Here is a 24,371-nt window from a genome sequence, read left to right as displayed (position 1 = left end):
CCTGTAAATGACATGTTTTCAGGCAGTGCAACGGCGTGAGGAGACGGTGCGTGCCCGTTTGTTTCGAGCACCGCCGACGCCAATGGTTTCATAGAGGTATAGCTGAATGTCGCCGGTTCAGCGGAAATCCCGGCTGCGCACATGGATGCCGTCGAGCAATGAACTCAGGTCGCTCAAGCGTCCGGCAATCAGGTGCCGCACCTCGCCTTCCTTTTCCCAGCGCCCATCGACCTTGAGCAATTGCGAGCCGACCAGTACCTGTCGTTGCCGTTCGGCCAAGTCGCGCCAGACCACCACGTTGACGTTGCCGAACTCGTCTTCAAGCGTCACGAAGGTCACGCCGCTGGCGGTCCCCGGACGCTGCCGACCGGTGACCAGCCCGGCGACACTGACCGGTCGGCCGTGCTCGACATCCATAAGTTCTTTCGAACTGCGGCAACGTCGGGCTTTCAATTCACCCCGCAGCAATGCCAGCGGATGCGGGCCGAGGGTGGTGCCGACACTGTTGTAATCGGCTTGCAGGTCTTCGCCCACGGTGGGTTTGGGCAGAGACACCGCTGGCTCTTCCTGACTTGGCAAACCGGCAAACAAGCCGAGCTGTTTCTGCACCCCCGCCACTTCCCAACGCGCCCGATGCCGGTCACCGGCCAGCCCGCGCAGTGCACCGGCATCGGCCAGTTGCTCCTGGGCGCGAACATCGAGTCGCGCCCGTTCGCCAAGGTCGGCGATGTCGGCAAACGCCCCTTTCGATCGTGCGATTTCAATGCGCCGGGCATCGTCCTCGCGAAAGCCCTTGATCATCCGCAGTCCCATGCGAATGGCCGGTTGCGCGCCGGTGATCGGTTCCAGGCTGCAATCCCAGTCACTCGCCCGCACGTCCACCGGGCGAATCTGCAAATCATGTCGGCGAGCGTCCTGAAGAATCTGGTCCGGACTGTAGAACCCCATGGGCCAGCTGTTGATCAGCGCACAGGCGAAGGCCGCCGGCTCGTGGCATTTCAACCAGCAACTGGCATAGGTCAGCAAGGCGAAACTGGCGGCGTGGGATTCGGGAAAACCGTAATTGCCGAAGCCTTTGATCTGCTCGAAGATCTGCGCGGCAAACTCCGCCGTGTAGCCGTTTTTCTTCATTCCGTTCGCCAGACGTTCCTTGTGCGGTTCCAGTCCGCCGTGACGTTTCCAGGCAGCCATGGAGCGGCGCAATTGATCGGCCTCGCCGGGGCTGTAGTCGGCGGCGACAATCGCAATCTGCATCACCTGCTCCTGGAACAGCGGCACGCCCAAGGTGCGTTTGAGCACCACTTCGAGTTCTTTCGATGGGTAGATCACCTCTTCTTCGCCCTTACGCCGCCGCAGATAGGGATGCACCATTCCGCCCTGAATCGGCCCAGGACGAACGATCGCCACCTCGATCACCAGATCGTAGAAATTCTTGGGCTTGAGCCTCGGCAACATCGACATCTGTGCCCGGGATTCAATCTGGAACACCCCAATGGTGTCCGCATGGCCAATCATTTCGTAGGTTTGCGGGTCTTCGGCCGGCACCGTCGCCAGGCTAAGGTCACGGCCACGGTGCCGACGCAGCAGATCGAAACAACGACGAATCGCGCTGAGCATGCCCAGCGCGAGGATATCGACTTTGAGCAACCCGACCGCGTCCAGATCGTCCTTGTCCCACTGGATGATGGTGCGCTCGGCCATGGCGGCGTTTTCCACCGGCACCAGGCTGTCCAGGGGCTGTTCGGAAATCACAAAGCCGCCAGGGTGCTGGGACAGGTGCCGGGGGAAACCGATCAACTGCCCCGTCAGGCTCAGCACCCGGCGCAATACCGGGCTGTCTGGATCGAAACCACCTTCACGCAGACGCTCGACGGGCGGCGCCTGATCACTCCAGTGACCGCAACAGTCGGCCAGGGCGTTGACCTGATCCGGCGGCAAACCCAATGCCTTGGCCACATCGCGGATTGCGCCAGCACCGTGGTAGGTACTGACCACCGCCGTCAGCGCCGCACGGGTGCGGCCATAACGCTGGAATACATACTGCAGGACTTCTTCACGCCGCTCGTGCTCGAAGTCCACGTCGATGTCTGGCGGCTCGTTGCGCTCTTTGGAGAGGAAACGCTCGAACAGCAACGTGCTCCGCTCCGGGTCAATCTCCGTGATCCCCAGCACGTAGCACACCGCCGAGTTCGCCGCAGAACCGCGCCCCTGACAGAGAATGTGTTGCTGGCGGGCGAAATTCACAATGTCGTGAACCGTCAGGAAATAGCTTTCGTACCCCAACTCGGCAATCAGCTCCAGCTCCTTGTCGATCTGCGCCAACACCTCGGCTTTAGGGCCTTTTTCCCAGCGCCACCGAACACCCTTTCCTGCCAACTCCCGCAACCAGGACGTGGCCGTGTGACCTTCAGGCACCAGCTCCCGGGGATATTGATAGCGCAACTGACCGAGGTCGAACGTGCAGCGCCGGGCGATGTTCAGCGTTTCGTCGAGCAGTGCCTGCGGATAGAGATCGTGCAAGGCGTCGAGGCTGCGCAGATGCCGTTCGCCATTGGGGTGCAGACGCAATCCGGCCTCGGCCACCGGCAGGTGATGGCGGATCGCGGTCATGGTGTCCTGCAAGGCACGTCGGCCGCGCGCGTGCATGTGTACATCGCCGCTGGCCACCGCCGGGATCCGCAGTTCCCGCGCCAGGGTCAGCAACGCCGCCAGTCGCCGGGTGTCGTCCTGCCCGCGATGTAACTGAACGCTCAGCCACAAGCGCTCGGCGAAGGTCTGCTTCAGCCAGTGGCCCTGCTCAACGTCATCGACGGCGTCCGGCACCCACAACGCCAACAGCCCCGGCAACGGCTCGCCGAAATCCTCGCGCAGCACCTGATACTGGCCTTTCTGCGTACGGCGTCTGGCGCGTGTAATCAGTCGGCACAGGGTTTGGTAACCCTCGAGGTTTTCCACCAGCAGCACCAGTTTCGGGCCGTCTTCGATGCGTATTTCACTGCCGATGATCAGCGGCAATTCCACGGCCTTGGCCGCCTGCCAGGCGCGAACGATACCCGCCAGGGTGCATTCGTCGGTGATCGCCAACGCCTGATAGCCCTGTTTTTTCGCCCGTTGAAAAAGCTCAAGCGCACTGGAAGCACCGCGCTGGAAACTGAAGTTCGACAGGCAGTGCAGTTCGGCATAGTCGACACTCATGCGAACCAGCCTTGCAGCCACAATGGACCGTCTTCACCCACCGCCCGATAGGCCCAGCCCTGCTGACCCGAGCGGGTTTCGATCAGGTAGTAATCGCGACGCACGTCGTCGCCATCCCACCAGCCCGACTCGATGCGTTCCGGCCCCATGAGGATGCGCGTCGAACCTTCGTGTACCGCCTGCGGTTCAGTCAGTAGCCAGCCCGGGCGTTGCACGGCAGGCAGCACCCCGCAGGCCTGGCTGTCGACACTGGCCTGCCACGCGCATTCCGGGCGGTGATCGGCCTGGAACCGCAAGCCTTGCACCGCGTCATCCCCCAATCGCGCGCGCAAGCGTTCGCGCAGTTGCTCCCAAGGCAAGGATTGCTGCGGACGATCATCGAACAGTTCCTGGTACTGGGGCACAAAGGCCGGTAGCTCTTCGGCACGCAGCCGAAAACCGCGCACCGGCGCCTCGACCTGAACCTGTTCCAGACGCCCCCGGGCCAGTTCGAACAGCATCGCCGGATCGCGCTCGGCACTGAGCAGGCCGACCTTGATCAGCGTGTCTGGCAATCCGGCGTGCTCCAGGTGCAAATCAAAACGCTGCACACCGCTGTCTCGCCCGCAGAGGAACGCCGCCAGATCGCCGGTCAGCCTGCGCAACGGAAACAGCAATGCCTGATGGGATTGCACATCGAAGTTGAGTTCGATGCGCGCATCGAAACGGTCCGGCGGCAGGTAAAACGCCAGCGCCAGCCGTCGCTCGCCGAACAGGGTATCCAGATGCTTGAGCACCTGAGCCTCGAAACGCCGGGCCAGGCTATGTCGTGGCAGCGCCTGCACCTGATTCAAGGTGCGCAGCCCCATGCGTGACAAAGCTGTGGCAACGCTTGGCTCCAGAGCGATCCGGTCGACGGGCAACTGCCCCAGGTGATGCTGCAAGGCGTCATTGTCCGGCACCACCAGACCGTCATAAACGTTGGCCAGCACCCGCGCCGCCACCGGATTGGGCGCGGCGACAATCCGGTGACGAAACCCCAACTCGCCGAGTTCTGCTCGCAACCGCGCCTCGAACTGCGGCCAGGGCCCGAACAAGCCCAGGCTGGATTCGATTTCAAACACCACGGCGCGCGGGTAATGCACGCTGACCTGGGAGCTGAAGCGATAGGCCCAGGCAGCCAGAAACTGCTGCCAGTGTTCGATCTCGGCGGCATCGTATTCGGCGGTGACAAAACCTTTGCTCAAGGCCTGAGCGGCGGTCATCGACTGGCCGGGTCGCAAGCCCAGCGCCCGCGCCGAACCGTTGACCGCTTGCAGCACCCGACGTTGGGCCGGACCGGTCAGCAGCGCCAGCGGTTCGTCGGGGTCGGGGCGCTGACGCAGTACCGCGTCCAGCGCCAATTGCGGGAAAAGAATGCAAACCCAGCGCATGGCAACCTCAATGCCCGACGGCAAAGGCAATCGGCGCCGAGCGGGCCAGCCCGCCCCGGCACTTGAGCACCCGCAACTGCGCAGGTTTGACGTCGATGGCGATGCGCAGGGCCGCTGGCGACGGGTTGATGGCTTCACTGATCGAGCGATAGGCGAACGCCAGGGTCTGACCGGTTTCCGCCGCCACCTGCAAACGGCGCAACGCCCGATCGTCGGCCTTGTGCGGCCAGCACAACACCGCCCCGCAACTGCCCGAACGCAGGCATTGTTCCGCCGCCCACAGCGCATCGCGCTCACTGGCCTGGATGATCGACAGTTGCCGCAGATCGACCCCGGCGTTCTGCCAGGCCTGGGGATACGGCACGTAAGGTGGCGCCACCAGCACAATGCGCTCCCCCGCCGCCGACAGCCGCGCCAATGCCGGCCACACCAGTTGCAACTCACCTACGCCCTGCCCGGCCAGCAGAATTTCAGTCAGCGCCGCTTCCGGCCAGCCGCCCGTGGGCAATGCCGCATCCAGCGCCGCATGCCCGGTGGGTTGCGGGCTGACGGCCGGTGGCGCAGGCCGGCCCTTCCAGACCTGGCCGCCATTGAACAGCGTATCCAACGCAACGACAGCGCCCATCACCCTTGCCTCACCAGACCGCAAAACACCCCTTCGATGGCCAGATCCTGATCGGCTCGAACAATGATTGGCTGGTAAGCCGGATTGCGTGGCAACAGCCGAACAGAATCGCCGACCCGTTCGAAACGCTTGATGGTGACTTCGCCGTCGAGCCGTGCCACGACGATCTGGCCGTTGACCGCTTCGGGATTGCGCCGCACGCCCACCAGATCACCGTCGAGAATACCGTCCTCGATCATCGAATCGCCCTGCACCCGCAGCATGTAATCCGGCACCCGCGAGAAGATCGACGGATCAAGCAGCAAACGGCTGTGGACCTCGGCATCGGCACCGATCGGCGCACCGGCCGCCACTCGACCGAGTACCGGAACGTCCAGCAACTCGGGGCGCGGCGGTTGATTCAACAGCCGGATACCCCGCGCCTGATGCGCATTGACCTCGATAAAACCGGCCTCGGTCAGCGCCAGCACGTGCTTGCGCGCCACGCTACGGGAGGCGAAGCCAAAGGCCTCGCTGATTTCAGCGAGGCTCGGGGGCTGACCGTGTTCGGCGATTCGATCGCGGATAAAGGTCAGGATGGCGGTACGGCGGGGAGTTAAAGTCGTCATGGAGTACATTTGTACTCTTTTGGGTTTTTCCTGACAAGGACCGCCAGTCAGCTGATGGGAGGATCAGTCACAAAACCCATGCTAAACATCAAGCAAATGTGGGAGCGAGCCTGCTCGCGATGAGGCCATTACAGTCAACATCGATGTTGAATGTCAGACCGCTATCGCGAGCAGGCTCGCTCCCACATTAGGTTTCTGTGGTTTCAAGTTGAGCCAGATAAGGCCATGGGTAGATGGTGGTGGCGGCATCTTCGCGTACTCGCCAGGCTTGGTCCTGCAACGCCTGACACAAGGCTGGCGAAGCCTGCGATCTTTTCTTTCAGGTTCGCTTGAGGATCTGGCCCTCTGTTCAACCGATACGCAATGCACGCAGGTCGAGGCGACCGTCCTTGAGCGGTGGGCACCAGTAGTAGCCGCCGGTGATCGGTCGGCTGATGCGATACAAACCATCGGTGATGCCGTCTTCCAGACCGCTCATGCGCCGCAGCTGGGATTCGAACGCATCGAGAGAAAAACCGAAAGCCAGGAACATCAGGCCGGCGCGATCGCCTTCGATCCACGGCATCGAACGGCGGACCACGAAGGCTTCGGGCGTGAAGCTTTCCTGAGCGGTGCGTTTGACATGCGCAGAGATCGGCGCGTCGTCGAGTTCTTCGTTGTCGCTCAGGCGACGACCCATGATGTTGTCTTTCTCATGGGACGGCATCGCATGAAAGCCTTTCAAGTCATGCTGCCACTGCTGGATCGCGGCGAAGCTGCCACCGACCAGACCGTCCGCGCCTTCGCTCAGCAAAGCGGCGGCCACAGCGGCTTCGTCGTGAGGGTTTTCGGTGCCGTCTTCGTAACCGGTCAGGTCGTGGCCGGTCATGTGGCGGAAGGTTTCGTTCATCTGCACCAGACGCAGGGCCGGTGCCAGCGCGGCTTCAATCGCATGACTGCGATTGAGCAGTTCGCCACGGTCAATGCCATGCAGCCAGCACCAGAGCGCGTGTTGGGTCGACGGGTTGTCGACGCCAACACCGACCAGCGCAGGAAAGGCGCGCAACCCGTCGATCTGCGCGTGCAGCGCCTTGACCAGGGATTCACCGAAACCGACGACCGCCGACTTTCCGTCCACCAGGCGCATCAGGTTATCCAGCGCAGCCGGCAGTGCCTCGGCGGATTCGAGGGCGAAGAACATATGACGAGCTTGAGGCGGAACAGGGGTGGCGAGAATGCCCGGCTGGTAATAACTCATATGAACTCCTTCAGAAAGAGCGTGAAGTTTAACCGGGGGATCGTTACTTGTGTGTTTTCAGGGCAAAAGATCGCAGCTTTCATGACCGGGATGAGCCGCAGATTCCCGATCCACAACGCCAAGCCAAAAAATCATAAGATGAGCCATGACAAGCGAGTCCGAGGTCTGCTAAAACGATTCATCAGCGCATTACTGAATCCAGACGGGGTAGCGACATGACCACAGCACAAATCCTTGGCAACCTGTTTCCCACCGCCGACAACGTCCCGGAAAAGTACCGCCTCAACGGCCAGACCGAACAGCGCGAATACCTGGTCGACGGTGAACTGAAAACCTGGTCCGGGCCCCTCGCCCAAGTCCGCAGCCCGGTGTACCTGAGCGGCGCGAATGGCGACGAACAAGTGATCCTCGGCAGCACGCCGCTGCTCGATGCCGAGACCGCACTGACCGCGCTCGACGCCGCCGTCCGCGCCTATGATCGGGGCCAGGGCCTGTGGCCGACCATGCGCGTGGCCGAGCGTATCCAGCACGTCGAGACCTTCCTGACTCGCATGCGCGAACAGCGCGAGGCGGTGGTCAAGTTGCTGATGTGGGAGATCGGCAAAAACCTCAAGGACTCGGAGAAAGAGTTCGATCGCACCTGCGACTACATCGTCGACACCATCAACGCCCTCAAGGAACTCGACCGCCGCTCCAGCCGCTTCGAACTGGAACAGGACACCCTCGGCCAGATCCGCCGCGTTCCGTTGGGCGTGGCGTTGTGCATGGGGCCTTACAACTACCCGCTGAACGAAACCTTCACCACGCTGATTCCGGCGCTGATCATGGGCAACACTGTGGTGTTCAAACCGGCCAAGCTTGGCGTGCTGTTGATTCGCCCGCTGCTCGAAGCGTTCCGCGACAGCTTCCCGGCCGGGGTGATCAACGTCATTTACGGCAGCGGCCGCGAGACCGTCAGCGCGCTGATGGCCAGCGGCAAGATCGATATCTTTGCGTTCATCGGCACCAACAAGGCCGCCAGCGACCTGAAAAAACTCCACCCAAGGCCTCACCGCTTGCGCGCGGCGCTGGGCCTGGATGCGAAGAACCCAGGCATTGTTTTGCCGGAGGTCGATCTGGACAATGCTGTGAACGAAGCCGTCACCGGTTCCCTGTCGTTCAACGGCCAGCGCTGCACCGCGCTGAAAATCCTCTTCGTCCATGAAGAGGTGGTCGAGGCGTTCATCGAGAAATTCAACGCCAAACTCGCCAGCCTCAAACCCGGCATGCCGTGGGACAGTGGCGTGGCCCTGACGCCATTGCCGGAGTCAGGCAAGGTCGACTATCTGCACACGCTGGTGGCAGACGCGGTCAGCAAAGGTGCAGCCGTGGTCAATCCTAATGGCGGTGAGTCCCGCGCATCGTTCTTCTACCCGGCCGTGTTGTACCCGGTGACCCCGCAAATGCGCGTCTACCAGGAAGAACAGTTCGGCCCGGTCGTGCCGATCGTGCCTTACCGTCATCTGGACACCGTGATCGATTACGTCCTGGAATCCGACTTCGGCCAGCAACTGAGCATCTTCGGCACCAACCCGGTGGCGGTCGGCAGACTGGTGGACACCTTCGCCAACCAGGTCGGCCGGATCAACCTCAACGCCCAGTGCCAGCGCGGCCCGGACACCTATCCGTTCAACGGCCGCAAGAACTCCGCCGAAGGCACGCTGTCGGTACATGATGCTTTGCGAGTGTTTTCGATTCGGACCCTGGTGGCGACCAAGTTCCAGGAGAGCAGCAAAGAGCTTCTCAGCGAGATCATCAGCGGACGAAACTCGAGCTTCCTGACCACCGACTACATCTTCTGAGGACACCGAGCCTGAGCATCATCAGAGGCCTTCGACTGCCACCGCTGTTGCGCCGGATACTGCGTCCGTTGCTGGACCCGTACCGGCGCTACCGCCACGCCAAACTGATCCATGCGGTGCGGGTTTCGTTGGGGTTGCTGGCGACGATCCTGCTGACCACCGGTATCAACCTGCCCCATGGTGAATGGGCGTCGGTGACCATGCTGGTGGTGATCGGTGGTTTGCAACACCACGGTAATATCGGCAAGAAAGCCGCCGAGCGGGCCATCGGCACCTTGATCGGCGCCGGAGTCGGCTTGTTGCTGGTAGCGCAACAGGCCTGGCTCGGGATGCCGTGGCTGACCTATTTCGCAATGTCGGTGGTGTGCGGATTCTTCTCGTACCACGCCATCGGCAAGGGCGGTTACACGGCGCTGCTGTCGGCAATCACCGTATTTATCGTCGCAGGGCACGGTGACAACCCGGTCACCGATGGCCTGTGGCGAGGGGTGGATATTCTGATTGGCATCGCCTTGGCACTGGCCTTTTCCTTCGCCTTGCCGCTCTATGCGGTGTACTCCTGGCGCTACAACCTGGCCGATGCGTTGCGCGACTGCGCGGCAATCTACGGCCGCATCATCAAGGGTGAGTCCGTCACCGCTGACGATCACCTGAAACTGATGAATCGCTTGAACACGGTGATGATACAACTGCGCTCATTGATGCCCTCGGTGTCCAAGGAAGTGCGGGTTTCCATGACCGAACTCGATGCAATTCAGCGCAATCTGCGGATGTGCGTCAGCATTCTGGAAATCCTCGGCAATAGCCGGCCGAATGCCGATGACTCCGAGGCAATGGCCCATCTGCAATCGGCATTGAAAGCCGAACACCGACAGATCCGGGTGCAACTGATCGGTATGGCTCGAGCATTGAAATCGGGCGCTTCGCAACGGCTCAGCCGGCCAGCCGAATTGCCATCGGACTCAACGCTCGATGCTCCGGTCTACAGTCCGCTGGATGGCTATCGATTGCTGACACGGCAATTGACCGTGAACATCAGCGAGATGCGCCAGCGCCTGGCGAAGACCGCACCGCGCTGGAACATCTGAGAGGCTGTTTATTGTGTAGCCACCCGCCGAAGCTTCAGGCCCCAACCCTGTTGCATCCCGGCGGCGGCCAAAAGAATCGCGGCAACACCGATCCATTGCAGCGGCTCCAGGCGATGGCCGAAGGCGAACCAGTCAACGAAAATCGCCGCAATCGGGTAGATGAACGACAGCGCGCCGGTCAGCGCTGTCGGCAGCTTTTGAATTGCGCCGTAGAGCAACACATACATCAGACCGGTATGCACGATGCCCAGGGTCACCAGACTGGCCCAGGCATCGGGCGTTTGCGGCATCGCCGAAAAATGCGCAAAGGGCGCGAGCAACAGCACGCCGGTGCAGACCTGGATCAACGCGATCAGATGCGGTGGCGTGCCAGTCAGGCGTTTGATGATCAGCGCAGCAATCGCATACAGAAAGGCAGCCCCCAGCGCCAGACCAATCCCCATCAGGTAATCGTTGCCGCCCTCACCCTGCTCACCATGTGCGCTGACAATCGCCAGCATCCCGAGAAACGAAATGCCCAGCCAGAACAGTTTCTGCAGGGTGATCTTCTCTCCCAGGAACAGCGCGGCCAGCCCCACCAGCATGAATGGCTGGACGTTATAAACCGCCGTGCCAATGGCAATCGAGGCGCGGGAGTAGGACGCGAATAACAGCACCCAGTTGCCGACAATCGCCACACCGCTCAGTACAGCCAGCAAGAAAGTGGTGGACGTCAAAATGCCAGGACGCAGAAAGCCGAATGCCGCGCAGATCAGCAATAAGGTGGCGGCACCGAACACGCAGCGCCAGAACACCACGTCCAGCACCGGTTGCCCGGACACCAGCACGAACCAGCCAATGGTCCCGGAAATCAGCATGGCGGCGGTCATCTCGAATGACCCGCGACGTAGTGTTTTGTCCATCATCAACCTCCTGTGTTTGAGCCCAAAGTATGCCAATCCACCGGGGGGCTTCTCCAGCGCAAAAATCAGGCTAAACTCGGCTTCTGCCTTTTTTATCAAGGCTTATTCAGCCGATCGCCTAACAGGGGTTTCACCATGACCGACGACATCGACCAAGTGCTGATCAGCGCGTTGATGGAAGACTCACGCCGCTCGCTCAAGGCCCTGGCACAGATCAGCGGCCTGTCCTCGCCCAGCGTCGCCGAGCGCCTGCGCCGCCTCGAAGAACGTGGCGTACTCAAGGGCTATACCGTCGAGATCGACCCCAAATGCTTCGGCTATCAGCTCCAGGCCATCGTCCGCATCCGCCCGTTGCCGGGCCAGTTGCAGGAAGTGGAGCGACAGATTCAGGCCATACCCGAATTCACCGAATGCGACAAAGTCACCGGCGACGACTGCTTCATCGCCCGCCTGCATGTGCGCTCGATGGAGCAACTGGACACCCTCCTCGATCGCCTTAACAGCCACGCCGAAACCAACACCGCCATCGTCAAGAAGACCCCGGTCAAGCGCCGACTGCCGCCGATGGCTTGAGTGCTGTTTTGTTCGCAAAGGGGTAGATTGGATTTTTTCCGGCGAAGGATTGGCGGCATGAAAACTCAAGTCATGTTACTGGCGGCCGGCCGAATAAGGAGCAGGTGAATGTTGTCTCACGTTTTTATCGGCATCACTGACTTCGATCGTGCATTAGCGTTCTACCAACCGATCATGGATGCACTGCAGCTGCAGATGAAATTTTGCGATCCCGGCAAACCCTGGGCTGCGTGGATGAGCAAGGATGCGCCGCGTCCGCTGTTCGCCATTGGCTCTGCGTTCGACGAACAGCCGGCTACACCAGGGAATGGGCAGATGATCGCCCTGCTTGCGCCGAGTCGCGAGATCGTCAGCCGCTGTCACGCACTGGCCATAGCTCATGGTGGATCCTGCGAAGGTCCGCCCGGCTTGCGTGCGCACTATCATCCCGACTACTTCGGCGCCTACATGCGCGACCCGGACGGCAACAAACTCTGCGTGTGTTGCCACGAACCCGATTGAACCCCCGCGTCCCGAGCCAAACCCCAGACAATAAAAAACCCGCCGAAGCGGGTTTTTTACTCAAGGCTGGCGATCAATCATCGCGGCTCATGATGCCAAACAGCTGCAGCAAGCTGACGAACAGGTTGTAGATCGATACATACAGGCTGATGGTCGCCATGATGTAGTTGCGCTCACCACCGTGAATGATGGCGCTGGTCTGGAACAGAATGCACACCGACGAGAACAGCACGAAACCTGCGCTGATTGCCAGTTGCAGACCGCTGATCTGGAAGAACAAGCTCGCCAGCGTTGCGCCCAGCAGCACGAAGAAGCCCGCCGTGATGAAACCGCCGAGGAAGCTCATGTCCTTACGGGTAATCAGCACGTAAGCCGACAGGCCGCCGAACACCAGCGCGGTCATCGCGAACGCCGAACTGACCACTTCCGCGCCGCCCTGCATACCCAGGTAACGGTTGAGGATCGGGCCGAGCAGGAAACCCATGAAACCGGTCAGCGCGAACGCAGACACCAGGCCCCACGCCGAGTCACGGAGTTTGTTGGTAAGAAAGAAAAGGCCGTAGAAGCCGATCAGCACCACGAAGATATTCGGGTAGCCGACACGCATCTGCTGCGCGACAAACGCCATCACGCCGCTGAATGCGAGGGTGAGAGCGAGTAAGCCGTAAGTGTTGCGCAGGACGCGGCTAACCTCTAGCTGCTCAGCCTGCACGCTGTTATTAACTGCGTAATCCTGTTCGCGCATGGCGACACTCCTGTTGGGTTTGAAACGTTCAGTCGCAAAGATCATAACAGACGCTCTGTAACAAGCTATGCAGAGAGTTTGACAGTGTGTTTCATTCAGGTATTATGGCGCCCGCAACGCAAACGGAGGTGTGGCCGAGTGGTTTAAGGCAACGGTCTTGAAAACCGTCGACTGTAACAGGTCCATGAGTTCGAATCCCATCGCCTCCGCCATATTTGTACCGACAAAGCCCTGATTATTCAGGGCTTTGTCGTTTCTGGGGTTTGGAAAAATTTGCCAGCCCACACTTCAGCCCACACCCTGGATCAAGTATTGCTTCTCGACCAGCGGCCAATTTTTCGGGCGCTAAATTGTCGCTGCACCCCTGCAGTACCGATAAAGACATAGAGGCAGCAGGAGATCCGGGTCAAAAGTAACGATCTTGATCTTGCCTTCAACAAGCCCAACAAATTACGCACAAACAAAAACGCCGCTCAGAGCGGCGTTTTTGCGTATGAAGCGGGAAACTAGTCTCGCATCTAGCGTCCGACCCATTGAAATCCAAGGGGTTTCTTTTCTTGCCGAAGCAGGAAAAGACCAATCTCTGCTCAATAGTGTCAGGCAGCCCCCGGGACATTTCCCATGCCCGACGGCAGGAACGGCCGAATTTCGTCGATTTCCGCGGCGCTAAGGCGCAACTCCGAGGCTGCAATCAGCCCGTCTACTTGACCGCCAATTATTGGTCGCTGGTAATCCCTGCCGCCCACGAAGCAGAAAGAAGCCGCATCCGTTCACCAGTGGGTGGCTGACTCGATCACCAACGACCTACAAGGGTGATGGTTGAACATCCTTGAAACTCAGTCCCACCCCTCCCGTCACCTGCCATGGATTAGCACCAGCATTTTCGCTGAATACGACACTGTCAAAGCGAGAATCCTTCAACCCATCGATCTGCACCTTGGCCGGGCCACTGAAGCGTACGCGTTCGAACACCAAGCCTTGATGCCAGGCGTTGCTCTGGCTATCGCCCTTGACCTCGATCGCCTTGCCTTGCGCATTCTCGACGCTCACATCGCTGACTCGAATATCCCTGAACTGACCGGAGACTGTTGAGCGCTGGTAATCCAGCTTGGCGTTTGGATCGTTGTAGTCGAGGGCAAAAATGAAAGCCTGTTTGACAGTATTGCGAATCGCCGAATCGCGGAAGGTGACGTTTCGTGCCCCGCCGCCCATGAAGTTGGTACTCTTCATTCGCAAACCGGCATCGGTGCCGTCAGAGACGTTGTCCTCGGCCAGGATGTTCTGAATCCAGGCACCTGTGTGGCTACCGGCAACCACCATGCCATGACCTTTGCGAAAGTAGTTGTTGAAGATCCACGCATCCTCCTGCGGCTTTTGATGCGCCGCATCGGCACCGGTGCCAGCCGCGAAATTGACGCAGTCATCGCCGGTGTCGAAGAAGTTGTTGAAGACCATCGCGCCTTTGCTGTTGGCGAACTCGATGCCGTCGCCGTTGTTGGCGTCATAGGTCTTGTGCGTGGTATTGGCCAGCACCACGTTTTCGGTCTCCAGATTCATGATCCCGTGGAACGCCGGGTTCAACACAGTGAAACCGCCGTAGAACACGTTTTTCACATTGCGCAGGGTGATCAGCGAAGAACGCATCTGCCCGTAGGCATCCTTGACATTCATGCCACGCGCCACCGCTTGCTCGACTTGAGCCTTGGCGAGAATGCCGTCTTGCTGGTAGCGCGTGTTATCGCTGGGCAGGTAGAACGGTAATGGCTGACCACGCTCGTCGACGATATCGGTGCGCCGCTTCCAGCCATTACCGTCAAGGGTGCCCTTGCCAACGATACGGATATTTTCGAACGACTGGTGTTGACGCGGATCACGCGGCAAGGCGTTGATCAGCGAGGCCGGGCGCACCGTGCTCGAATACGGGTACTGAATGTAACCCTCCAGCGGATAGTCTTCGGCGCGCTCGGAACCCAGCAGTGTCGCGCCCTCGGCGATTTCCAAGGTCATGTTGCTTTTGAGATAAAGCGCCCCGCTTTTGTAGACGCCCTTGGGCAACAACACTTTGCAGCCCACGGTACAGGCCTCGATAGCATTCTGGATGGCCAGGGTATCGAGGCTGCTACCGTCGCCCTTGGCGCCGTACTTCTTCACGTCGAACACCGGCGCAACCTTCGTCGTACGTTGCACTAGGGCCGGACTGTCAGCCGATTCCTTGCCATCGGCACCCACTGCACGCACGGTGAAACGGTATGAGGTGTCGGGTTTGAGACCTTGGGCGGTGTAGCTGTGAATGCCGATGCGGTAGTGGAAGCTCGCGGTGTCCTGCTCGTAGAAGCGGTCGATATAGGGCTTGGCTGGCGATACCCGGTCATTGTTGGTGTTGCTGCTGCCCAGCAGGACGCCGTTGGCATAGACCCGGTAGTCCTTGATGTCGGCGTGATCGGCAGGTTTCTCCCAGACCAAAATGATTTGCTGATCATCAAAGGCCAGGGTCGGCACTTGCAGTTTCGACGGTGCTTGCAGCGCCCACGATGACAGACTGCAACTTACGGCCAGGGCGGCGATCAGTGACCGCGCCAGAAAGTGTTTGGGCAGAGCAACAGCGGGAGGTTGATACGGCATGTCGTTTTCCTTGTCTTTGCCAGTCATCACGCCAGGGGGCCTGAACCCAGAAGGTCAGGCCGACAGCCCGGCTTCTTCGAGGTATTGACTACGATTGACGAACGTCTCCCGTGGCATTTCCCGTACATCCATGGACAAGGCTTCGACGTCCGGCAGCAGGCCCACCAATGCGGCCAACACCGCCGAAGCCAAGCTGCGTTGCTGCTCGGCACTGCGCCCGGCGAACAGATAAAGGGCCACATGGACGAAATCATCCTGGGTGGCACCACAGCGGTAATGGACAAAACCGTTGAGTCGAACCTTGATATCCCCCGGTTTGAATACGCCAAAGGCGTCGAGGGCATCGTGCACGGCGGCCAGCAGGGTCTGCTCGCCGACGCGCTGGGCCAGGGTTACGGGGCAATCGATGAGGCAATGGGGCATGGTTGTTTCTCCGCAAATCGGTCTGTTCAAACTGCCATTTGGCGCTCGGACTCTTGGCTGAAATCACGGCTGGCTTGCACCAGCATTCTTGTATAGGCGTGGGTCGCCAGGTCCTGACTGAGTGCCTTACTGTCGAGCAGCTCAACGATCTTGCCTTGCTGCATCACCGCTACTCGGTCGCACAGGTGCGTCACCACGCCCAGGTCGTGGGTCACCATCAGGTACGTGAGTTTCTCGCGCTGGCGCAGATCCGCCAGCAAGTTGAGGATTTCCGCCTGCACCGAAACATCCAGTGCCGACGTCGGCTCATCCAGCAGCAAGACCCTGGGTTCAAGAATCAACGCACGGGCAATCGCCACTCGCTGGCGCTGACCGCCGGACAACTGATGCGGATAGCGATAGCGGTAACTGTCGTTCAAACCCACCTTGAGCAGGATCTCGCTGATCCGGTCGTCCTTGTCCGCTACCCCGTGAATAATCAGCGGCTCGCGTAGCGCAGTGTCGACCGTATGGCGTGGATGCAAGGAACCATAGGGGTCCTGAAAAACCATCTGCACTTGCCGGAAATGCGCCTTGGGAATCTTGTGCTGCAACGGCACACCGGCAATGCTCAGCTCGCCGCTCCAGTGCCGATACTGCCCGGCCAGGCAGCGCAGCACGGTGGTTTTGCCCGAACCGGACTCCCCCACCAAACCAAAGGACTCACCATCGGCAACGCTGAGGCTGACGTCGTGCAGCACTTGATTGAGGGCCGGGCCAACGCCGAAACTCAGGTTCAGCGCGTGTGCTTGGATCATGGGCATGGTCAATTCCTCAGCAAGTCAGCCAGAGCGGGTCGCGTTGCAACACGGGCAATCGTTCGCGACGATTGTCCATGCTCGGCAATGCCGCCAGCAGGCCACGGGTATAGGGATGTTGGGCGTTTTGCAGGTCGCAGGCAGCCAGTGATTCCACCACCCGCCCGGCATACATCACCAACACCCGGTCACAGTAGTTGCGCACGAGATTGAGGTCGTGACTGACAAAAATCAGCCCCATCTCCTGCTGCTCAACCAATTCTTCGAGCACGCTGAGCACTTGCTGGCGCACCGAGACGTCGAGGGCCGAAGTCGGCTCATCGGCGATGATCACTTGCGGACGGGTGATGACCATCATCGCGATCATGATGCGCTGGCCCATACCGCCGGAGACCTCATGGGGATACAGGTTGTAGACCCGCTGCGGATCGCGGATATGCACCTTTTCCAGCATTTCCATCACCCGCTCGCGGGCTTCGCTGCGGCTGGCCTTGTGGTGGGCCAGGTACGCCTCGGCAATCTGGTCACCGACCTTGACCACCGGGTTCAGCGAGTACTTGGGGTCTTGCATGATCATCGAGATACGTTGCCCGCGAATCTTTTGCATGACTTTTTCACTGGCCGACAGCAAGTCGACTTCACCGAACTGCATGGCCTTGGCGGTGATTCGGGTACTGGCTGGGTGCAACTTGAGCAGGCTGCGTCCCACCGTTGATTTGCCCGAACCGGACTCGCCAACGATGGCCAGTTTTTCGCGCCCCAGGGTGAAGGACACATCCCGTACCGCGTGGGTTTCTTTCTGACCATTGACGAAGCGCACATTGAGCCCTTCGACGTTCAATTTGATTGCAGACATACAGCCTCCGGTTACTCGCTGCGTGGATCAAGAATGTCCCGCAGGCCGTCGCCCAACAGGTTGAAGGCCAGGCTGACCAGCATGATCGCGGCGCCTGGAACAGCCACCAGCCACCAGCACTCAAGCATGTAGCGGCGACCCGTGGAAATCATCGCGCCCCACTCCGGTGACGGTGCCTGGGCGCCCAGGCCGAGAAAGCCCAACGCCGCGGCGGTGAGGATGATCCCGGCCATGTTCATGGTCAGGCGGATAATCACCGACGACATACACATCGGGACGATGTGCCGCAGAATAATTCGCGATGTCGAAGCACCTTGCAGCTCGACCGCCACGACGAAATCCGCCTTGCGCAACGACAGGGTTTCAGCCCGTGCCAGCCGCGCAATCGGCGGCCAGGAGGTCAAGGCAATCGCCACCACCGCGTGTTCCAGGCCAGGGCCAAGGGCCGCGATAAACGCCAGCGCCAATACCAGGCTGGGAAAGGAAATGAAGATGTCGGTCAAGCGCATGAAGACCGTGTCCACCAGGCCGCCGTAATAGCCGGAGACCGTGCCGATAAACAAGCCGATAGGACCAACAATCACCGTGACCAGCGTGATGATGTACAGGGTGATGCGTGAGCCATAGACCAGCCGGCTAAAGATATCCCGGCCGTATTCATCGGTGCCGAACCAGTGAGCGGCGCCGGGCGCCTGTAGCGCGTTGGCGAGGTTCTGCGCCACCGGATCATGAGTGGCTATCCAGGGGGCAAATGCCGCGACCACAACCAACAGCATCGCGACCAATAGCCCGGCCAGGGTCATTGGGTTACGCAACAGGTGGTGCAGCACTTTCAGGCCGCTCTTGCACAAGGCATCGAAGCTGGACCCGGGGGTACGATCCACCTGCCGCTTGGCGTTGGAATCGGTAGAAGACATGTTGGCAATCATTGGCATGTTCTCGGGTTGAATTCAGGATCACCCGGCGCGTCCGCAGACACGCCCGGCCGCATTCAGCGTTGCTTGTAGACGCCCAGGTAACGCGTCGCCTCGGCATCATCGCCAGCGAAACCCTTGACGTCGGCAGCGCTGACCACGGTGTCGGTCATCTGCGAAATCATCAGGATCGGCCCGACCTGTTGGTCGTAGATTTCCTGCGCCTGGTGATACAGGCTGAGCCGCTGCGCTCCGTCGCGTTCGACCCCAGCCTGGTCGATCAGGCTGTTGAGCTGCGGGTTAAAGAACGAGGCACGCCAACCCTGGAAGTTCGGCAAACCGGCGTCGTCGCTGTTGTTGGGGTTGTAGGCGAACGTGCGCAGGCTGAAATACGGATGCGGATAACGCTCGGCGCCCCGGGCGACGATGATCTCGAAGTTGCGCGCACGCATCGCGCCGTACACTTGATTGCCGGTGCCGGTGACAATGCTGGCCTTGATCCCGCCTTCGGCCAGCGTCGCTTGCAGGCGCGCAGCGATGTCGATGAAGGGTGGCTCCGACAACGTACGAATAGTGGTGCTGAAACCCTCGGGGTAACCGGCTTCGGTGAGCAGTTTTTTTGCCTTGGGCACGTCCATGTGATAGCCCGGATCCGGCAGGCGCGCTTCCAGGCTCAGTTGCATCGGTTGCTGATTGAGCTTGCCGTAATACGGCATCACTTGTTCGTCCAGGCCCTTGTAGTCGATCAGGTTGCGCACCGCTTCGCGCACCTTGGGCTTGGCGAATTCAGGCTGCTTCATGCTCATCGCCACGTAGTACATCGTGCCGCGCGGCAACGACTGCACCTGGATTTTTTCCGAGCCGTCGATGGCGCGAATATCCGGTGCCGCCATGCCGTAAGCCAAGTCGAGGTCACCGCGTTCAAGCATCAGGCGCAGCGACTGGGATTCGGTCATGTGCCGCACCACCACGCGTTTGAGCTTGGCCGCGCCGCCCCAGTAGCCGTCGAAACGGGTCAGCAGCAGCGAGTCATTGGCGGTCCATTTGGTCAGTACGAATGGACCGCTTCCTGCTTCGTTGGTCACCAGCCAGCCGGCACCCAGATCGCCATTTTTCTCATGCGCCAGCGCCGCCTTGCGGTCCACCACTACGGCACTCGGCGAGATCGCCAGCGAGTCGACCAACAGCAGCGGGTCCATGGTTTGCGGCAATTCGATAACCAGGGTATGGGCATCACTGGCACGGATCAGCGATTGAATGTTATCGACGTTGTAGCCGTAGGCTTTCCAGGTCGTCGCCAGACCGAAGTTGAGTTTCATCACCCGGTACAGCGACCAAGCCACATCCTCGGCGGTCAGCGGATTGCCGGAATGAAATTTCACGTCCTGACGCAGATGAAACGTCACCTGCTTGCCGTCCTCGCTGATCTCCCAGCGTTCGGCCAATTGCGGCAGGTGTTTTTCCGGGTTGCCCTGATCTCGCTTGATCAGCGTGTCGTAAAGGTTGGCGTTGACGCCGGACGCATCCAGCCCGGGCGCATTGGCCGGATCGATGGAGAACAGATTGACCATGCTCATGCCGACGATCAACTGATCGGCCGGCGTCTTGGCGTTGGCCAGCGTCATCGGCCCGAGAGCCAGGACCGCCGCCATCAGGCCAGCGTGCAGTTTGGTAAATGCAGTCGTCATTAAAGAATCCTTCTTTTTATAGTTTTAGTGCTGCTGCGTTGCGCGTTAACGGGTACGAGGATCGAAGACCTTGTACAAGGCATCGCTGATCAGGTTGAGCGCGACAAAGATCAGACCAATCACCAACACACAGCCCATCACCGCGTTCATATCGCCGAGCATCAAACTGCTGGTGAGGTACTGGCCGAAGCCGGGCCAGGCGAACACCGTCTCGATCAGCACCGCGCCTTCGAGCAGCGAGCCATAGGCCAGCGCCACGACCGTCAGCAACTGCACGAGGATGTTGCGAAAGGCATGCCCCCACACCACTTGACGGCGTGACAACCCCTTGACCCGTGCGGTGACGATGTATTCCTGGGACAACTGTTCGAGCATGAAACTGCGCGTCATCCGGCTGATGTAGGCCACCGAGTTCAGGCCGAGAATCAGCGCCGGCAACACGATGTGGCGCAAGGCGCTGGCAAAGGCTTCCCAGTCCCGCGCCAGGGTCGAATCGATCAGCAACAGGCCGGTAACCTCGGGCACCATGCCGTCATACGCCAGATCGATTCGCCCGGCACCACCGGCCCAACCCAGCCAGGCGTAGAACACCAGCAAGCCCATCATGCCCAGCCAGAAAATCGGCGTGGAATAGCCGAACAACGTGATCACCCGCGCCACATGATCGCCGAGACGTCCCTGGTTACTGGCCGCGCACACGCCCAACGGCAAACCGATCAGAACGCCGAACAGGATGGCCAGCGTTGCCAGTTCGATGGTCGCCGGGAACACCCGCCGGATATCGTCGAGCACCGGGTGACCGGTCAACAGCGCGTTACCAAAATTGCCATGGAGCAAGTCGTTGAGGTACAGACCGAACTGAGTCCAGATCGGTTTATCCAGCCCCATCGCCCGGTACACCTGGTCGTAAGTGGAACTGTCCGCGTCCGGCCCGACCACTGCCAGTACAGGATCGAGCGGCATGACCCGGCCGATGACAAAGGTCAGTGCCAACAGGCCGAGCAACGTCACCAGCACCGTGCTGGCGCGCCGGGCAGTATTGGAAGCACGGGCTCCCAAGGCAGAGGCAGTCATAACAAACATAGTGAGCTCCTGATAAATCGGACACCGCTACAGCCAATACGCGAGGGTCGAGCCTCGCGGTTTTCAGCGCTTCTTATAGACGTCTTTGTAGCGCGTGGTCGCAGCCGTGTGGCCCTGGAAGTCAGCCACATCGCTGTACACCAGCACCGTATCGGTCATCTGCGAAACCGGCAAAATAGCGCCCACTTGCTGATCGAGTTGCTGCTGGATGTCCTGGTACTGCGCCCGTTGCTTGTTGGTATCGGGCTCGACTTCAGCGCTCTCGATCAACTGGTTCAATTCAGGGCTGTAGAACGACGTGCGCCAGCCCTGAAAATTGCTCAGTTTGGCTTCGTCGCGGTTGTCCGGGTTGTACACCAGCGTGCGCAAACTCGAATGCGGATGGCGCTCTGCCCCGCCGCCGCCACGCCCGACGATAATGTCGAAACTGCGCTCACGCATGGCGCCGTAGATCTGGTTACCGGTGCCGGTGATGATGCTGGCCTCGATGCCGGCCTGAGCCAGCGTCGATTGCAGGTTGGAGGCAATGTTGATGAACGGCGGCTCTGCCAGCACACGGATGGTGGTCTTGAAGCCGTTGGGGTAGCCCGCATCAGCTAACAATTTTTTCGCTTCATCGACATTCAGCCGATAACCGGGATCGGGCAAGCGCGCGGCGAGGCCTAGTGGCATCGGCCGCTGGTTGATCACGCCGTAGTGCGGCATGACCGTCTGGTTGATGCCCTGATAATCGATCAATGAGCGCACGGCTTTACGCACGCGGGCGTCGGCAAACATCGGCTGCTTCACACTCAGCGCAACGTAATACAGCGTGCCGCGTTGCAGGGTTTGTGTGCGCACCTTGTCGCTTTTTTGCAGGGCTTCGATATCCGGCGCGGACATGCCTTTGGCGATGTCCAGGTCGCCGCGCTCGATCATCAAACGCAACGATTGCGACTCGGTCATGTTGCGCATGACGATGCGTTTGAGTTTGGCCGGACCACCCCAGTAACCGTCGAAACGGCTCATCAGAATCACGTCGTTGGCGCGCCAGTCATTGAGCACAAAGGCGCCACTGCCGGCCGCATGCGTCACCAGCCACGCGGTGCCCATGTCGTTGTTCTTCTGATGTTCGAGGACTTTCTTGCGATCGAGAATGAACGCACTGGGCGATGTCGCCAGGGTGTTGAGCACCAACAGCGGATCGGTTGGCCGAGGCAGGTCAATGACGAAGGTATTGGCGTCCGTGGCGCGCATCGAACGCTCGACGTTCTCGGCCGTAAAACCGTAGGCCTTCCAGGTCGAGGCCAGCGCCAGATTGAGTTTGAGGACTCGTTGCAGCGACCAGGCGACGTCTTCGGCACTCAAGGAATTGCCGGACTGGAAACGCACGTCGGTACGCAGATTGAAGGTCAACGTCTTGCGGTCATCACTGACTTGCCAACGCTCAGCTAGCGCCGGTAGCAAGCGATCAGGCTGGGCGACATCCTGCACCAGCAACATGTCATAGAGGTTGGCATTGATCTCCGACACGTCCAGCCCGGTGGCTGCCGCCGGGTCGAGGGACAACAGATTGATCATGCTCATGCCGACGATCAGTTGATCGGCCGGCGTCTTGGCATAAGCAACGGGTACAGCGCTGACCGCAAGGGTGGCTGCAAATACCCGCGCCCACAGCGAAGGAAGAATGCTCATAGCGAGAGTGCCTTTCTTATATTTATAGGGCTCTCGGACGGCCCGGCATGTACCGGGCAGCCCGGGTACACGTCAGAAGCTGTTAAGCGTATGGGTCTCGATAAACTCGAAATCGATCTCTTCACCCAGGCCCGGCAAATCGGACAGGTGCACAAAACCATCGTTGTCCATCGGATCGACCAGCCGCTTGAGGTACGCCGGCACCTCGTCGTAATCCAGGTACGGGTGAAGCAACCCACGCTCATACCAGGTGCAGTTTTTTATCGCCCCGACCACCGCCAGGTTCGCTGCGCCATTGCCATGGATTTCGCAATCCATGCCGAAGGATTCGGCCATGTGCGCGACCTTCAGGCACGGTGCGATACCACCGACGCCAGCCACACCGGCACGCAGGATGTCGCAGACGTCATTCTTGACCCAGCTGGCCCGGCTCAAGTGTTTGCCCGACAGGGTTTCCGGCCCCAATACCGGGATGTCCAGTTGGCCCGCCAGCCAGGCATAGGACTCGGCGGACTCTTCCATCATCGGTTCTTCGAACCAGGCAAAGTCGAGCTTCTCCAACTCGCGTCCGATGTAGAGGGCATCGGTGCGGCTGTACCAGTGATAACCGTCGAGCATCAGGGCAATGTCCGGCCCCACCGCTTCGCGCACGGCGGCGCACGCTTGGACGTCAATCCGCGGGCTTGGCGCGAACGACACCGGCGGCATCCAGGTGTGCAACTTGATCGCCTTGTAGCCACGCTTGACCAGGGTTTCGGCGAAACGCCCGTAATCTTCTGGCGTCGCCAAGCCGCCCGGCAGTTCATCGCCGCACATGGTTGAGCCGTAAGCCGGGACCTTGTCGCGGAAACCGCCAATCAACTTGTGTACCGGCACGCCAAGCTTGCGCCCCGCCCAGTCCCACAACGCTTGTTCCACCAAGGCCAAGGCACGATCGGTCAACTGGCTGGCACTGCCACGCTGCCAGTGCGCCAGGTCGTGCCAGATTTTCTCGCGATCAAACGCGTTCTGCCCGACCAGCACTTTGCGCACAAAACCGTCCAGCACATAAGGACGGATCAGTTCCGGCGCACCGAAGGCATAGCCTTCACTGCCGTCTTCGGTCTGGATGCGCAGCAAAGCCATTTGGGCTTGGGTGACATCACCGGGGTGAGCATGACCGGCGCTGTCCACTGCGCGGCGGGTCGGGTAGGCAAATACCTGGACGTTGACTGCTGTGATTCTCATGGACGTCTTTAGCCTTCTTATTGGATTTGTGACAGGAGTGTCGTCTGTTGCTGCCGATCATATGTCATCGTACAACACATGAAAAGACCCAATAAATAACCTACAGCCCCTGCCTTTTTCCTCCATATCCAATCAAAACCCCCGTATTTAAAGACAACCAAGGAATAACACGCGCCTATTGAAAGCCCTATTTACAGGGCACATATGTAACAACATGTTTCAAAACCAGCAATAACCCATAGACGAGTCATCTTGTCGTACGATAACGTATATCGGCACCACAAATGAGATCAATACGCAACGCCATGCTGCTCGTAGTACACGCCAAACGCCCCTAACAAAAACAAAAAAGAAGACCGT

The 24,371-nt window shown here is 60.0% G+C and carries 20 protein-coding genes, 1 tRNA gene and 1 pseudogene; 5 read left to right on the top strand and 17 right to left on the bottom strand.

Features of this window, described 5'->3' with window-relative positions; genetic code table 11:
* Window positions 1–117 precede the first annotated feature (117 nt).
* From AB3226_RS26330 to AB3226_RS26310, 5 genes are all read right to left on the bottom strand, one after another.
* The gene (locus AB3226_RS26330; protein WP_367375247.1) at window positions 118–3,195 is read right to left on the bottom strand and encodes an error-prone DNA polymerase; all 3,078 of its coding nucleotides are present in this window, start codon (window positions 3,193–3,195) and stop codon (window positions 118–120) included.
* On the bottom strand, window positions 3,192–4,607 hold the full coding sequence (locus AB3226_RS26325; protein ID WP_367375246.1) for a DNA polymerase Y family protein: 1,416 nt from the start codon (window positions 4,605–4,607) through the stop codon (window positions 3,192–3,194). Before AB3226_RS26325 ends, AB3226_RS26330 begins: the two co-directional genes overlap by 4 nt.
* A gap of 7 nt (window positions 4,608–4,614) precedes the next feature.
* On the bottom strand, window positions 4,615–5,232 hold the full coding sequence (gene imuA / locus AB3226_RS26320) for a translesion DNA synthesis-associated protein ImuA (protein WP_367375245.1): 618 nt from the start codon (window positions 5,230–5,232) through the stop codon (window positions 4,615–4,617).
* Window positions 5,232–5,849, bottom strand: coding sequence for a transcriptional repressor LexA (gene lexA / locus AB3226_RS26315; RefSeq protein WP_367375244.1), 618 nt, complete (start codon window positions 5,847–5,849; stop codon window positions 5,232–5,234). Before lexA ends, imuA begins: the two co-directional genes overlap by 1 nt.
* A gap of 340 nt (window positions 5,850–6,189) precedes the next feature.
* Entirely contained in the window at window positions 6,190–7,077 is an 888-nt protein-coding gene (locus AB3226_RS26310; protein ID WP_367375243.1) for a Dyp-type peroxidase, read from the bottom strand.
* Between the two features lie 215 nt (window positions 7,078–7,292).
* Between AB3226_RS26310 and AB3226_RS26305 the strand changes: the two genes are divergently transcribed.
* Together AB3226_RS26305 and AB3226_RS26300 are read left to right on the top strand one after the other, a co-directional pair.
* Window positions 7,293–8,918 carry an NADP-dependent glyceraldehyde-3-phosphate dehydrogenase gene (locus AB3226_RS26305; RefSeq protein WP_367375242.1) on the top strand — a complete coding sequence of 542 codons (1,626 nt, stop codon included), beginning with the start codon at window positions 7,293–7,295 and terminating at the stop codon, window positions 8,916–8,918.
* Window positions 8,919–8,962: 44 nt separating this feature from the next.
* Window positions 8,963–10,006 (top strand): FUSC family protein, encoded by a 1,044-nt coding sequence (locus tag AB3226_RS26300; protein ID WP_367375855.1) that lies wholly within the window; start codon window positions 8,963–8,965, stop codon window positions 10,004–10,006.
* Window positions 10,007–10,014: 8 nt separating this feature from the next.
* Here the strand turns inward: AB3226_RS26300 and AB3226_RS26295 are convergent, their stop codons facing one another.
* On the bottom strand, window positions 10,015–10,908 hold the full coding sequence (locus AB3226_RS26295) for a DMT family transporter (protein WP_367375241.1): 894 nt from the start codon (window positions 10,906–10,908) through the stop codon (window positions 10,015–10,017).
* A 135-nt stretch (window positions 10,909–11,043) separates the two neighbouring features.
* On the opposite strand from AB3226_RS26295, the gene AB3226_RS26290 reads away from it, so the two are divergent.
* Together AB3226_RS26290 and AB3226_RS26285 are read left to right on the top strand one after the other, a co-directional pair.
* Window positions 11,044–11,481: an Lrp/AsnC family transcriptional regulator gene (locus tag AB3226_RS26290; protein ID WP_008006559.1), complete on the top strand. Its 438-nt coding sequence runs from the start codon at window positions 11,044–11,046 to the stop codon at window positions 11,479–11,481.
* A gap of 108 nt (window positions 11,482–11,589) precedes the next feature.
* Window positions 11,590–11,982, top strand: coding sequence for a VOC family protein (locus tag AB3226_RS26285; RefSeq protein WP_367375240.1), 393 nt, complete (start codon window positions 11,590–11,592; stop codon window positions 11,980–11,982).
* 73 nt (window positions 11,983–12,055) lie between these two features.
* On the opposite strand, the gene AB3226_RS26280 is transcribed toward AB3226_RS26285, so the two are convergent.
* Window positions 12,056–12,727, bottom strand: coding sequence for a Bax inhibitor-1/YccA family protein (locus AB3226_RS26280; RefSeq protein WP_007898177.1), 672 nt, complete (start codon window positions 12,725–12,727; stop codon window positions 12,056–12,058).
* Window positions 12,728–12,851: 124 nt separating this feature from the next.
* Between AB3226_RS26280 and AB3226_RS26275 the strand changes: the two genes are divergently transcribed.
* Window positions 12,852–12,939, top strand: a tRNA-Ser gene (locus tag AB3226_RS26275).
* A 384-nt stretch (window positions 12,940–13,323) separates the two neighbouring features.
* Here the strand turns inward: AB3226_RS26275 and AB3226_RS26270 are convergent.
* The 10 genes and pseudogenes from AB3226_RS26270 to AB3226_RS26225 all read right to left on the bottom strand — a co-directional run.
* Window positions 13,324–13,434: pseudogene (locus tag AB3226_RS26270) on the bottom strand (aldo/keto reductase); the annotation flags it as partial.
* Window positions 13,435–13,531: 97 nt separating this feature from the next.
* A complete protein-coding gene (locus AB3226_RS26265) occupies window positions 13,532–15,349 on the bottom strand; it encodes a glycosyl hydrolase family 28 protein (RefSeq protein WP_367375239.1) in 1,818 nt (605 codons plus the stop codon).
* A 54-nt stretch (window positions 15,350–15,403) separates the two neighbouring features.
* Entirely contained in the window at window positions 15,404–15,772 is a 369-nt protein-coding gene (locus tag AB3226_RS26260) for a 5-carboxymethyl-2-hydroxymuconate Delta-isomerase (protein ID WP_367375238.1), read from the bottom strand.
* A gap of 26 nt (window positions 15,773–15,798) precedes the next feature.
* Complete coding sequence (locus tag AB3226_RS26255) at window positions 15,799–16,575, bottom strand: ABC transporter ATP-binding protein (RefSeq protein WP_367375237.1); 777 nt, start codon at window positions 16,573–16,575, stop codon at window positions 15,799–15,801.
* Window positions 16,576–16,585: 10 nt separating this feature from the next.
* Window positions 16,586–17,425, bottom strand: coding sequence for an ABC transporter ATP-binding protein (locus AB3226_RS26250; RefSeq protein WP_367375236.1), 840 nt, complete (start codon window positions 17,423–17,425; stop codon window positions 16,586–16,588).
* An 11-nt stretch (window positions 17,426–17,436) separates the two neighbouring features.
* Window positions 17,437–18,354, bottom strand: a complete 918-nt coding sequence (locus AB3226_RS26245) for an ABC transporter permease (RefSeq protein ID WP_305426582.1) — start codon at window positions 18,352–18,354, stop codon at window positions 17,437–17,439.
* Between the two features lie 62 nt (window positions 18,355–18,416).
* Window positions 18,417–20,027 (bottom strand): ABC transporter substrate-binding protein, encoded by a 1,611-nt coding sequence (locus tag AB3226_RS26240; RefSeq protein ID WP_367375235.1) that lies wholly within the window; start codon window positions 20,025–20,027, stop codon window positions 18,417–18,419.
* 45 nt (window positions 20,028–20,072) lie between these two features.
* Complete coding sequence (locus tag AB3226_RS26235) at window positions 20,073–21,110, bottom strand: ABC transporter permease (RefSeq protein ID WP_367375234.1); 1,038 nt, start codon at window positions 21,108–21,110, stop codon at window positions 20,073–20,075.
* 63 nt (window positions 21,111–21,173) lie between these two features.
* Window positions 21,174–22,784, bottom strand: coding sequence for an ABC transporter substrate-binding protein (locus AB3226_RS26230; protein WP_367375233.1), 1,611 nt, complete (start codon window positions 22,782–22,784; stop codon window positions 21,174–21,176).
* Between the two features lie 72 nt (window positions 22,785–22,856).
* On the bottom strand, window positions 22,857–24,011 hold the full coding sequence (locus AB3226_RS26225) for a mandelate racemase family protein (RefSeq protein WP_367375232.1): 1,155 nt from the start codon (window positions 24,009–24,011) through the stop codon (window positions 22,857–22,859).
* Window positions 24,012–24,371 lie beyond the last annotated feature (360 nt).

Source organism: Pseudomonas lini (assembly GCF_964063345.1).
GTDB lineage: Bacteria > Pseudomonadota > Gammaproteobacteria > Pseudomonadales > Pseudomonadaceae > Aquipseudomonas > Aquipseudomonas lini_B.
Note: the sequence above shows the minus strand (reverse complement) of the source record. Positions and strands in the feature narration are given on the sequence as shown.